This is a genomic window from Methanobrevibacter wolinii SH, assembly GCF_000621965.1.
Classification (GTDB): Archaea; Methanobacteriota; Methanobacteria; order Methanobacteriales; family Methanobacteriaceae; genus Methanarmilla; species Methanarmilla wolinii.
In genome coordinates this window covers 1-14,045 of the sequence record NZ_KK211376.1, presented here as the reverse complement: position 1 = coordinate 14,045, position 14,045 = coordinate 1, and the positions used below count along the sequence as shown (strand labels likewise).

10 protein-coding genes are annotated in these 14,045 nt (G+C 22.9%); 6 read left to right on the top strand and 4 right to left on the bottom strand.

The annotated features are described in order from the left end of the window. The first annotated feature begins 157 nt into the window (after window positions 1-157). The 5 genes from T523_RS05210 to T523_RS05190 all read left to right on the top strand — a co-directional run bounded on the left by T523_RS05210 (window position 158) and on the right by T523_RS05190 (window position 5,953). The gene (locus T523_RS05210; RefSeq protein WP_042707873.1) at window positions 158-925 is read left to right on the top strand and encodes a uroporphyrinogen-III synthase; all 768 of its coding nucleotides are present in this window, start codon (window positions 158-160) and stop codon (window positions 923-925) included. Window positions 926-993: 68 nt separating this feature from the next. Beyond that, window positions 994-2,133, top strand: a complete 1,140-nt coding sequence (locus T523_RS05205) for a glycosyltransferase family 2 protein (RefSeq protein WP_042707872.1) — start codon at window positions 994-996, stop codon at window positions 2,131-2,133. 551 nt (window positions 2,134-2,684) lie between these two features. Further along, on the top strand, window positions 2,685-2,966 hold the full coding sequence (locus T523_RS05200; protein ID WP_042707871.1) for a signal recognition particle subunit SRP19/SEC65 family protein: 282 nt from the start codon (window positions 2,685-2,687) through the stop codon (window positions 2,964-2,966). 128 nt (window positions 2,967-3,094) lie between these two features. After that, on the top strand, window positions 3,095-4,711 hold the full coding sequence (locus T523_RS09285) for a DHHA1 domain-containing protein (protein WP_042708140.1): 1,617 nt from the start codon (window positions 3,095-3,097) through the stop codon (window positions 4,709-4,711). 429 nt (window positions 4,712-5,140) lie between these two features. Further along, a complete protein-coding gene (locus T523_RS05190) occupies window positions 5,141-5,953 on the top strand; it encodes a DUF7839 domain-containing protein (RefSeq protein ID WP_042707870.1) in 813 nt (270 codons plus the stop codon). A 221-nt stretch (window positions 5,954-6,174) separates the two neighbouring features. Here the strand turns inward: T523_RS05190 and T523_RS05185 are convergent, their stop codons facing one another. From T523_RS05185 to T523_RS05170, 4 genes are all read right to left on the bottom strand, one after another. Next, window positions 6,175-7,284, bottom strand: coding sequence for a M48 family metallopeptidase (locus T523_RS05185; protein ID WP_042707869.1), 1,110 nt, complete (start codon window positions 7,282-7,284; stop codon window positions 6,175-6,177). Window positions 7,285-7,689: 405 nt separating this feature from the next. After that, entirely contained in the window at window positions 7,690-9,504 is a 1,815-nt protein-coding gene (locus T523_RS05180; RefSeq protein ID WP_042707868.1) for a DUF2207 domain-containing protein, read from the bottom strand. A 205-nt stretch (window positions 9,505-9,709) separates the two neighbouring features. Next, window positions 9,710-10,264 carry a LemA family protein gene (locus T523_RS05175; RefSeq protein ID WP_042707867.1) on the bottom strand — a complete coding sequence of 185 codons (555 nt, stop codon included), beginning with the start codon at window positions 10,262-10,264 and terminating at the stop codon, window positions 9,710-9,712. A gap of 506 nt (window positions 10,265-10,770) precedes the next feature. Next, the gene (locus tag T523_RS05170) at window positions 10,771-11,979 is read right to left on the bottom strand and encodes an aldo/keto reductase (RefSeq protein ID WP_042707866.1); all 1,209 of its coding nucleotides are present in this window, start codon (window positions 11,977-11,979) and stop codon (window positions 10,771-10,773) included. Between the two features lie 430 nt (window positions 11,980-12,409). Here T523_RS05170 and T523_RS05165 point away from each other — a divergent pair, with 430 nt between their 5' ends. Further along, on the top strand, window positions 12,410-13,882 hold the full coding sequence (locus T523_RS05165; RefSeq protein ID WP_042707865.1) for a B12-binding domain-containing radical SAM protein: 1,473 nt from the start codon (window positions 12,410-12,412) through the stop codon (window positions 13,880-13,882). The last annotated feature ends 163 nt before the right edge of the window (window positions 13,883-14,045 follow it).

Here is a 14,045-nt window from a genome sequence, read left to right as displayed (position 1 = left end):
TTATAATCACATTTTTTTATAAATTTTTTTAGAATTTATTAATTTAATTATTTATTAAATTTTATAATAAACAATAAATTAATTAAAATACAAATATTAAACTAATATTATTTATAAAATATTTTTTTCATAATTTTTTAATAATCGGAGGTATTTAATGTCTAATAAGAAAGTAGTTGCTTTAACACGTCCAATTTCTAGGTCAAAAGAAGCTATTAAGTTAATTGAAGATTATGGTGGAGAAGCTTTAGTAGTGCCTACTCTTGAACTTGAACTTTTAAATTCTCCTTCTTTGAAAGATTTTATGTCTGAAATTGATGATTTAGATTGGTTAATATTTACTTCAGTTTCATCTCTTGATTCTATATTTAAATTTTATCCAGATTTTAATGATAAATTGTCTAATAAATGTAAAACTGCAGTTATTGGTCATAAAACTGCTGAAGTTACAGAAAAATATGGTATACATGTTGATTTAATACCTGAAGATTATACTGCAGAAGGATTACTTAGAAGTTTTAAAGATATTGATATTAAAGGTAAAAAAATTGGTATTCCTAGAACTTATTCTGCACGTAATGTCTTACCTGATACTTTAGAAAAATGGGGTGCTAATGTAATTCTTGCAGAAAGTTATAGATCTATATTACCTCATGATATAAGTAAAATTCAAGATTTAATTAATAAAATTTTTAATAATGAAATTGATGCAATTACATTTACAAGTCCTTTAACTGTTAAAAATCTTTTTAAAGTTGCAGAAAATAAAAAAGATGATTTAGCTAAAATATTATCTAATAATGTTTTAACAGTGTCTATTGGTCCTATTACTGGATATACTTTAGATGACTTTAATGTTAAGTATATTTATCCAGAAAGATACACTGTAAAAGATATGATTGATTTAATGTTTAATCATTTTTAATTATTAATAATCATACTTTTTTTAATTTATTTTGATAGTTTATTAAATATATTTAAGGGGATTTTTTCATGCCATATAAAATAAGTATTATAATGCCTGTATATAATGCAGAAAAATATTTAGAAAATTCATTAAACTCAATAGTTAATCAAACAATCGGTATTGAAAATCTTCAAGTTATTATTGTTGATGATAAATCAACAGATTCTAGTTGTTCTATTATAGAGAAGTATTATAATAAGTATCCTAATAATTTTAAAATAATTCATCTTAAATCAAATATTGGAGCAGCATATGGTCCTAAGAATATAGCTTTAAATCATGTTAAAGCACCATATATTATGTTTCTTGATTCTGATGACAGTTTTGAACTTGATGCTTGTGAAGTATTATATAATAAAATCATTAAAACAAATGTTGATATTGTATATGGAAGATATAAAAGGATTTATACAGATACTGAATTATTGGAAAAAAATAAGAATCATTATATTAATTCTAATTTAGAAATAGTACAAAAATCACATTCTGCTTTTAAAGATTGTTTATATGAATATACTGATGATATAATTGATAATATTAATTTAAAAGGCATAATTGGTTTTTTATGGAGAAATATTTTCTCACATATATTTTATGCTAATACAATTAAAAATCCTGATGAAAATAATGGAGTATTTAATGAAATTTATATTGAAAAATTAGAAGATAATATTAATATTCTTAGAAGCCTTCCTTCATTTTGGACTAAAATTTATGATGCTAATTTAATTTTATCAAATAATATTAAGTTTCCAGAATTGATTTCTGCTGAAGATTTAAATTTTTTAATGGAAGCTTATTTTAATGCTAAGGGTATTATATTTTTAAATAATAAATTTGTTTATAATTATTATATGCATGATGATAATGAAGATAAATCTATTACAAAGAATATTACTTATAAACTTGTTTATGATTCATTAATTGGATACTTTAAATGTTCTAAATTATGTAATAAGTATGATTTTAAGTATTCTGATATTATACTTAATCCATTTATACTTAATTGGATTCAGATTTATAAACAAGCTAATTTATCTATTGATGAGAAACATAATTTATATGAAAGTTTTCAGATGTTTGTAGAAGAGTATAATTGTGGTTTTATAGGTAAATTATTATGTAGATATGTTCTAAGAATGATTAATAAATCATTTAATGATTAATTTTTATTCTATATTAAAAATCATCTTTTATTTTTAGTTTTTTATAATTTTTATTTTTATAATGTTTAAAGTATTTTTTATTGAGTTTTTAGTTTTTTTTATAATTTCTATTTTTAATTAGATAATGTTTAATAATTAAATTTTAAAATAATACATCTAAAATCTAATTTTATCTATTTTAACACTTTATTTAAATCTTATATATTTATTAAATTTATTTTTTGTTTAAATCTTATTTTTCTATAAAATTTTAAACTTAGTTAATATTTGGAGATTAATTTTAAGAAAGTTTATTTATAAAAATTTGAGAAATTTCAGTAAAGTCTATTTTTTAAATTTTAATTTCTATTTTTAAATCTTATATATTTATTAAATTTATTTTTTAAATTTTAATTTCTATTTTTAAATCTTATATATTTATTAAATTTATTTTTTAAATTTTAATTTCTATTTTTTTAATTTATTTTAAGAATGTTTTTACTATAATGAAAATAAATATTTATCATGAAGTTTAATAAATTATATATTATAAATATTAGGGGAACTATAGTATGAAAAATGAACTTATGACAATATGGCCTATATACTTAGACTCAAATAAGACTCTTAAAGAGGGACGTAAAATTTCTAAAAAAGATGCTGTAGATAATCCAAGTTTAAATGAAATTAGAAAAGCATGTTATAAATTGCATTTAAAACCTTTAGTTGAAAAAGATAAAACTTATCCTGGTTTATGGTATGAACATACTGGTAGAGTAGCTGTTGATACTGATATGAAGAAACTTGTTTTACTTAGGGAAGTTGCAGCTAAAATTAAAGAAATTAGAAATTGATTTTTTTTTACTTTGAGTTCAGCTAAAATTTATACTTTAAAATATAAAATTTGAAGTTAATTTTTTTATCTGACTCTGTTTTTTAATACATTAAAGGTTTTATTATGATAAATGGTGTTGCAGAGACAATGGAAGATTTACCTTCTGAAATGAAGGATTTATATAAAAAGGCTAAAGACATTATTCTTGAAAATGATGACATTATGATTTATAGTCATACTGATTGTGATGGAATATCCTCTGGAGCAATTTTAACTACTATCTTAGAGAGAATTGGTAAAGATTATGATATTGACTTTGTTTCTCTTGATAAATTAGAAGATTTACCTATTGATCATACTCTTACTATTTTTTCAGATTTAGGTTCTGGTCAGCCTGTTGAGAAGAATGCAACTGAAGATTCTAATATTATTATATTAGACCATCACCCTCCTTTAAGAGATAAAAATTATAGAAACACTGCTGATTGTAATTTTTTAGAAATCAATCCTATGCATTATGGTATTAATGGTACTTATTATATTTGTGGTGGTGGATTATGTTATTACCTTGCAAAAGAATTTGGATTTGATGATTTAAGTTGGATTGGAGTTTTAAGTGCTGTTGGAGATATGCAAAATACACATACTGGTAAGATGGAAGGTCTTAATAAATTAATTCTTCAAGATGCTATTGATAATGGTTTAGTTAAAAGAAATAGTGATTTATCATTATATGGACGTGAAACAAGACCTTTGTATGTCGCATTATCTTATTTTAGTGATGTTAATCTTCCAATTACTAATAGTAAAACAGAATGTATTGCACTTCTTGATGAATTAGATATTCCTCGTAAAAAAGATTGTATTGAAGTCTTAAATGATTCAATTGTTCCAGCAGAATATAAACAAGAATGTGAATCCGTTTTAATTGAATTAGGTATTGAACATAAATCAGTAAGTGATTGTGTTAGTATTATTGAAGAATCAGATATTTCAGATGATATTAAAGATGATTGTTTAACTGTTCTTAGAAGTTTAGGTGATAGATTTAGAACTTTGGCTGATTTAACTAATTCTGAAAAAAGTAGATTGTTTTCTGCTCTTGTTAAAATGTTATCACGTGAAGTTCCTGGAAAATATGTTAAATATATTCCTAAATTAGTAGCTGCAGATACTTTTGAATTTTTAAAAGAAGAAGATCATACTTTTTTAAGGGATGCTGCAGAGTTTTCAACAGCTATGAATGCATGTGTTAGAAATAATGAGGATTTTGTTGCTCTTGAAATTTTAAAAGGGAATCGTGATGTAGCACTTGATAAGTTGGAAGTTATTTCAAGAAATCATAGACGATATCTTGCTACTCATATTCAACTTATTCCAGATATGGATGCACTTGTTCAAATGGATAATATTCAATATTTTGATGGTACTAATCTTTCTACACCAGAAGATAAAGGATCTGGAATTAGAACAACTGTAATTGGTACTATTACAGGTATGGTTTTATCTTATGGTGATTGGAGAAAACCTATTCTTGGTTTTGTTCCTTTAGAAGATAATCCTAATATTTTAAAAATATCATTAAGATGTTCAAGACTTCTTGCATATGATGGTGTTCATTTTGGTAATATAATCCGTGAAGTTGCACGTAGTTTAGGTGGAAATGGTGGAGGTCACGCTGTAGCTTGTGGTGCATATATTCCAATTGAGTATAAAGATGAATTCCTTAATGATTTTAATGAAATGTTATATGGTAAATTATAATTTAATCTATGCTTTTTATAATTTTTAGGTTTTTTAAAATTTACTTTAATTTTATAATTTTTAGTGTACATTTTTTCTGGTTTTTAAAATTTACTTTAATTTTATAATTTCTTTTAAATTTTCTTATTTTACTTATTTTTTCTAATTAAGATTATTTTTTATAAATTTAAATTTAATTATATTAAATTGTTCTTTAAATTTTCTATTTCTTTTTATTAAGTTTTTGTTTAAAATATAGAAAACATATATATAATATTTAATTATAAAATAATATCAATTGAATTTTAAAAATTTTCTAAATTATACAAATTTACTGAATAAGATTATGTTTATTTTAATTTAATTTTAACTTTAATAAATTTTTATAATTTTTAATATATTTTTAAGTTCATAATTTTTACTTTAATTATGGTATATGAGGAATAATTTATGGAAATATTTAAAAAAAGAGGAGCTATGACTAAATTTCAAATTTTAAGTGAAATTTCAAAACAAGAACCTCATCTTAAACAAAAAGATTTAGCAGAACGTTTAGGAATTACAGTTCAAGCTGTATCTGAAAATATTAAATCTTTAATTGAAGAAGAGTATATTACATCTAAAGATGGACGTTCTCCATATAAAATCACCCAAGAAGGTATTAAAAAAGTTAAAAGAGATGCAATTACTTTACGTAAGTATTCTGATAGTGTTTTAGAAATTATGAATCATTATCAATCTGTATGGCCAGCTATTGCTAGTGAAAATATTGAAAAAGGAGATAAAGTTGGTTTATACATGAAAAAAGGTATGCTTTATGCTTCTCATGGTAATCAATCAGCAACTGCAGTTGCACTTTCTTCAGCTAAAGTTGGTGAAGATGTAGCTTTAGGTGAACTTAATGGATTAATTGATCTTAAAAGTGGTCAAGCTATTATTATTACTTTACCTACTATTAAGGAAGGTGGGTCTTCAGCTACTGATTTAAATTTAATTAAAAATATTTATGATAATGGTTTTCAAGAGTGGGGAGATAATAGTCAAATAGATAAAGTTGCAGCTGTAGGTACTGTTGCTCATGCTGTAGCAAATAAATTAAATATTCCTATAGATTTAGAATTTTCAGTAGCTAGTTCAACTGCTTCTGCAGCTAGAAAAGGATTAAATATTATGGCTTTATCTGTTGGTAATATGACTAAAAGTTTTATCCGTGAGCTTGAAGCAGAAGAAGTTAAATATAATGTTATTGATGGAACTAAATAAGTTTACTTAAAAGAAACTTAATTTATTATTTCATCAATTTTTTAATATTCTATTTTTATTATTTTGTTAATTTTAAGTTATCTTGTTTTTTTCTTTTATTTTAGTTTATTTTTATTTTTTTGATTATGAGAATGTTATTTTTTTATTTTAGTTTATTTTTAGTTAAGAGGTTCTTATTTTTTATTTTATTTTTTGTTTAAGTTTTTATTTTTTTAAAATATCTATTTTAATTTAAATCCACAATTCATACAGAATTTATCATCTTTCTGTATAGGTTTTCCACAGTTTATACAGAAGTTATTTTTACCTTTAAATTCTTTACCACAATTATTGCAGAATTTGTCTTCTTTTTCTACTTTTGAATAACAATTTGAACATAAATATTCTGTTTCTAATTTACTTCCACAATTATTGCAAAATTTATCATTTTCTTTACAGATATTTCCACATTTTCTACATCTATTTCTTTTTATAATATGTGTTTCTTTATTTAATTTTATCTTTTTAGGATCAATTTTTACAGTACTTTCTCTAATAATAGGTTTACTATAAAAATCAGTTTCATTTTCTGTTTCTATTATTAATTCCCTCATTTTAGCTATTCTTTTATCATCTGATGGATGTGTAGATAAAAAATCAATTTCATTTGGGTTATTTTCATACATTCTCTCCCAAAAATCAGGTATATTTTCTATATTATATCCTGCCCAGTATATTATTGCCATTCCTAAACGATCTGCTTCTAATTCCTGTTCTCTTCCAAAAGGCATTAATATAAGTGAATTATATCCTATATCTGCTGCATTTGATAATTCTATTAATCCATAACCTAATGCTTCTTGACCTAAAAGTGCTAATCCAATTCCACTAAGTCTTGCTGCTGATGTTATACTATTTTTTCTTTTTTCTTTACTCATTTGGGTTCTACTATGGTCGAGTAATGCATGTGACATTTCATGTCCTATAATGAAAGCTATTTCTTCTTCTGTACTTGCAATACTAAACATTCCAGAATACATGGCTATTTTTCCACCAGGCATACAAAATGCATTTACTGTATCACTTGATATTAAATGAAATTCCCAGTCATAGTAATTTTCAATATAATCTAATCTACCTATTTTTGCTAAGTAATTAGTTACAGAGTTAATTAGGTTGTTAGACACTCTTTTTAGAACTTGACCATAAGGTGTATTGTCAATTATTTCATTTTGATTAATAATTTGATTATATTCCTTATAACATTCTTCTAAGAATTTATCATCATTTATTATGTCTAATGCTGCTTTTCCAGTAAATGGGTTAATTGCACTTCTATTATCTTTCTTCATATTCCTACCCTTAAAATATATTTTTATTATATTAAATTATAAGTTTATAAATATTAAAAATTTTATATTTATAGTTCTAATTATTTTTTAAATAAGTAATTTTTAAAAATAGATTTATTATAATTCTTTTTATTAAAAATATGAAATTTTTAATTTATTGTATAAAAATAATAAGAATTAATTTGGGGTTTTTTTCTTTATTTAGTATTTTTATATAAAATAATAAAAAGTTGTGGTTTTTGGTTGTTTTGTATTAAATTGAATTGTATGAAGTAAAAAGTTGTGGTTTTTGGTTGTTTTGTATTAAATTGAATTGTATGAAGTAAATTAATTAAATTAAGTTTTTTTTATTTATTGAAAAGTTTGAATTAATATTTTTATTTATTAAATAGAAGTTTTAGAGCTTTAAAAAGCTCCTCCACCTCCACCTCCGAATCCACCACCAATGTCTCCGAAGTCTCCAAGGTCTCCTATATTATTTATGTCAGGATTATATCTTCCAGCTATTATTGCATCATCAAGCATGTTTAATCCACCATAATATGTAAATAAGAATAAATCATTATTATACATTTCAATATTTTCATTATCTAAATATTCTATGTTTTTCATAGCTTTTTGTACTTCTTTAGCTACTCCAAGTGCTGTTGCATATACAAGATATTTATTCCATATTGCAATAGATTCTGGAGGATATTCTTTAATAAGAGAAAAGTCAGTTAAATACTTTTTAAAGTTTTTCCATTTCTCATATTCTTCTTTCCCTTTAGATGTCCATTGTCCACCAATAGTTTGTGGAAGGAGTAAGGTTATAATAGAAGCTACTATTAAAATAATAGATACTTTCATAAGGAATGGTCCATTAGATAATCCATCTGAAGTAAAACTAATTAATGTAAATAATATACCAATAATAAGGTTGATTACACCACTTATTCTCATAAACAATGCTCCATTATTATTGAAATATTGTTTTAATATTGATTTAGATATGTATTTATTTGTAAAATCATTTTTCCAAGTAGAATATTTACTATTGTAAAGGTTCCAATTTTTTTCATTACTCATGGAATTTGCAATATTACTAAAATCAATAACTCCATCATTTTCAAATACAGAAATAACATTTATTGCTTGTTTCTCATAGTCTTTAAGTTCACTTTGGTCTTTATCTGTTATCTTAATATTTAATGATTTTAAAAAGTTTTTTTCATTAGTTTCTATACTTAAATATCCTTTATTAATAAGATCCATTATTGTAGCTTTAAATGCATCATCATTTATTTTACCTATCTCTTTTTTAATACCACTTACAAATACTCCATTTACAAATGCTGGTGAATCATTAGTTGGAGGTTCTCTTTCATAAATACCATTATATGATATTTTAGGTTCTCTACCATAAGCATAGTATATTCCAAATGGTACAAAAATTAAAATAATCTCAATTATACTAATAATTGAAAAAGCTTTGTCTTCTGTTTTATTTTTATTTTCATAATCATTTTGAATTTTTTCTATAGTTTTAAGCCCATCTTTGTTAATATGAATTGCATATGGTGTATTACTTGAAAATTCATTTAATGGGATAGTTGTTCTTAGTTCTAAATAGCTATTTGTATCTAAATAGTTAGAATGTATTGTAAGAGTTGAACCATTCCATTTTCCTGGAAGTTTAGAATATTTATATGGATTAATCCAATATTTAACACCATTTTTTGATGGATAATTAATATTTGCTGTAAAATTATGTATTGGTTTAGTCCATTGTGTTCCCCAAATTTGATACTGTAATTCTCCAGTATCATTGTATATTTTTATTGCATTAGTAAAGTCATAACTTACTGTAACATTAACATCTCTATTTTCTATAGGTTCTGTCTTAGCACTATTTTTATAAAGATAAATCTTGATTCTTTTTGTATTACTATCTTTATCTAGTACTTCATAGTTAGAATATGCATTTGTTGTATTAATTTTAATATTATTTATTGATTGACCATTTTTTATAGGAATATCTCTATATACTCCATGAAATGTTCCATCAAATTGATAAGTGTATGTTTCGCTAACATGTAAAAGTCCATTTTCACCAATAGTGAGATTAACAATACCCATAGTCATTTGATAAGCATTATTATCTTCTTCAGCACTAATTAGTCCTAATGAAGCAAAAAGTATAATAAATACAACAAGTATTCCTATAAACTTTTTATCCATTTAAATCCCTTTTTTTTCTTAAATATTTTATTTTAAAAATGTATTCTTATTGTTTATTCCTTTTATTTTTTTTAATACATAATTTAGTTAGTTATTATATTGATTTTTTAATAAATAATTATTAATGATTATGCCATTATTTTTTAATAAATAATTTTTATTTTAAAAAAAAGTTTTATTCATTAAAATAAGTTAAAAGCAGAATTTAAAATTCTACTTTAGGAACTTCATTAGATCCTTCCGCTCCTTTAAAAAAGTCTGCTTTATGGAAATTAAATGCATTTGCAAATATATTACTTGGGAATGTTTGACATTTATTATTATACATCATAACAGTATCATTATAAAATTGTCTTGCATATGCAATTTTATTTTCTGTTTCATTAAGTTGATTTTGTAAGTTTATAAAATTTTCATTTGCTTTTAATTCAGGATAATTTTCTGCTACAGCAAAAAGTGATTTTAAACTATCACTTAAAATATTATTTGCTTTAGCATTTTCTTCAACACCTTGTGCATTTATTAATCCTGCTCTTGCTTCTGTAACTTGTTGAAAAACTCTTTTTTCATGACTTGCATAAGCTTTTACAGTTTCAACAAGATTCGGAATTAAATCAGCACGTCTATTTAATTGAACTTCAATTTGAGACCAACTGTTTTCTACTTTATTTCTTGATTTAACAAGACCATTGTAAATTCCAATTATTCCAAGAATTACAATGATAATAATTATTAAAATGATAATTAATATCCAATTCATTTTTTTCACTCTTTTAATTTAGTAAAATTTTGACTTTGTAAATTTATTATTTTTAAGTTCAATTTTTAGTAAAATATAAATAATTTAAATATTTCTTTTAGTAAATTTATTTTTAAGTTCAATTTTTTAGTAATATTAAATATATTTATTTACAAACTCAAAATTTATATTATCATTTGGTTTAATAAAAATATATATTTTTTGTAATTTTTTAAAGTTTATTTATTAAAATTGTATATTTAATAATCAACTAAATACTAAATTAAACTTTGAATTTTTATGTAATATCTCTTTGAAAACATATTTTTTATAATAATATATACTTAAATTTAAGAAATTTTTTTTAAAAAAATTAGAGGAAATTAAAAAGATTATTTAAATTTTAAAGATTTTGAACTTATTTTTTATAATAATTTAATTAAAAATTAAGTTTAAAATGTTATTTAAAAATTAATGGATTTTAACAAAGCTATAATATTTACTAGAATTAAATTTTATATAAATATTCATCGTTTAAATTCTAGATATTTATTAAAAATTGGATATCCAATATGTTTAATTAACCATACTATCTGATTGTATCCTGGTTTTTCATATTTCTTTTTAACTTTTTCTAACTCTTTAGGAATATTAAGTCCTTGAGTACATAGGGGTATACATTTATTACAATTAGTACATAATCCTGCATTTGATTGGTCACCTTGAATACCACTTGTCATTATTATATACTTTACCTGGTTTTTAATATGTTTTTCATTAAAGAGATCTTCTTCATTTAATATTTGGAAAACTTCTGGAATATTTACTCCATATTTACAAGGCATACAGTATCCACAACTAGAACAGTTTATTGGGAGTTTTTCTTGCATAAGTTTTTTAACTTCATTTATTGTTTTTAATTTTTTATCACTTAATGAATTTTCTTTAATAGCTTCTGCAATCTTTATATTTTCTATAAGATCATTTCTATTTGTCATACCAGATAGTACACAAGTGATTTCTGGAATATTATATAACCATGAAAATGCCCAGTCTGCAGGTGAAAGATTTGGATCTTCTTTTCTAAATATTTCTTCAGCTTCTTTAGGTAATTTTGAAAGTAAACCTCCTTTTAGTGGTTCCATTATAAATATTCCTAAACCTTTAGATTTCGCATACTTAATATCTTCATAACTTACTTGTATATTTTCATCAAAATAATTAAATTGAACTAGTACTCCATCCCAATTGTATTTATCTAAAATCTCTCTAAATTCAGATGCTTTTCCATGATATGAGAAACATGCATTCTTTATTTTACCTTCTGCTTTTGCTTTATCTAAAAATTCAAAGATACCTTTATTTTCTAATCTTCTTAAGCTTTTTAGATTTATACCATGTACATAATAGTAATCAATATAACTTACATCTAATAATTTTAATTCTTTATTGAGGTATTCATCCATTTCTTCTCTTTTTTTAATACTAAATGCAGGTAATTTTGTAGCTATTTTAACTTTATCTCTATATCCATCTTTTAATACTTCTCCAATAAATTTTTCATTTTTTCCAAGTCCATAGAAAAAAGCAGTATCAATATAATTTATTCCTTTATCAATACCTTCTCTTAATAATTCCTTGGATTTTTCATATTCTTTGTCTATTGGAAGTCTCATTGCTCCAAATCCAAGTGGGGAAATATAATCTCCATTTTTTTCTATTAATCTTTTCTCCATTATTTTTTCCTCATTTATTATTTTTTAATTTTTAAGATTTTTATCTATTAATCTTTTCTCCATTATTTTTTTCCTATTTTATTATTTTTTAATTTTTAAGATTTTTATCTTTTATAAATTTTTTATTATAAAAATTATAATAAATTTATATGTATGAAAAACATAAGTTTTTATTGATAAATATTTAAATTTTATTTAAATTATTTTATATTATTTATAACTTGTTAAGTCATTTAAATTTATTTCTAATTTAAAAATTTACTTCTTAAAATCTTTTAAATTTAGCATAAATTTAAAATAATTGATTATTTTTTAAAAATTATTATTTTAAATGAAATAGTTTTAAAATGGATTTAAAGCTTAAATTTTTAAATTAAATAGTTTATATTATTGTCTTTTTATAATATAGAATAATTAATAAGGTGTATCTATGAAAGTATTATTTTTAAATTTACCATATAAATTTAATATTAGTAGGGCTAGTAGATGGCCTGAGAAAACAAAATCTGGTACTTTATATTATCCGTATTGGCTTAGTTACTGTGTTGGAGTATGTGAAAATAAAGGGATAGATGTTGAATTAATTGATTGTATTACCAGAAAATTTGATTTAAATGATACATTAAATGTGATATCTCAATATAATCCTGATTTTATCATGTGTGAAACTACTACACCTACATGTTCTTATGATTATAATACAATTAATTCAATTAAAGATAAATTTCCAGAAATTACTATTATATGTGGTGGAACTCATCCAACAATCTTACCTGAGGAAGTATTAAATAAATGTCATGGAATAGATATTATTGTACGTCAGGAGTATGATTTTACAGTTCCTGAAATTGTAGAATCTGGAAATGGTAGTAAACCTAGTATTGATGATTTAAAAAATATTAAAGGAATCTCTTACAGAGATAATAATGGTAATATTATTCATAATATTGATAGACCACTTGTAGATTTAGATAAACTTCCATGGGTATCTAAAGTTTATCAAGAATTTTTAAATCCTAATGATTATGCATATGCATTTGCTCAAAAACCTATGATACAAATTGTATCAAGTAGAGGTTGTCCTAATAAGTGTAATTTCTGTTCTTATCCATCAACTATGGGTGGAAGGTTATATCGTCTTCGTTCAGTTAAAGATCTTGTTGATGAGATTGAATATATTCTAACTGATATGCCTGAAATTAAAGAAATTTTTATTGAAGATGATACATTTACTGTAAATAAGAAACGTGTTCTTGAAGTATGTGATGAAATTAATAAAAGAGGTCTTAAACCTATTTGGAGTTGTAATACTCGTGTAGATCTTGATTATGAAACTATGAAAGCAATGAAAGATGCAGGTTGTAGACTTCTTGTTTGTGGTTATGAATCTGGAAATCAAGAGGTTTTAAATAAAACTAAAAAAGGAATTACTTTAGAACAATCACGTAATTTTGCAAAAAATGCACGTGATTTAGATATTAAAGTATTTGGATGTTTTATGATAGGTTTAACTGGAGATAATCTTGAAACTATTAATGAAACTTATGAATTTGCAAAAGAAGTATATCCAGATATGTGTTTTTTCCAACAAGCAGTTCCATTCCCAGGTACTGAATTTTATACTTGGGCTAAAGATAATGGTTATTTAGTTACAGAAGATTATTCTAAATGGTTAAATGATGATGGTTATCTTAATTGTCTTGTAGATTATCCTTATGCAAGTCATGAAGAAATTGAAAAAATTCGAGATAATTTAATGAGTAAATACTATTTTTCATTTACTTATATTGTTAAAACATTTCTTGCAAATCTTAATTGGACTGAATTTAAACGTGTTGTTCGTGGTGGAGTTCAATACATTACATTCAGAGTAAAAAAAGCTATTCATGGTCATTCTGATTAAAAATTTAACTCTTTTTTAATTTCTCTTTTAAATTAGTTTAATATTTATATTTTGATTATTTATTTTAGAAAATTATATTTTAATAAATGACTCTTAATAAAAAATTGATTTTTTTAATTATTGTAAAAATTAGTTTATAATTATTTTTTTCTAGGTTTTTTTT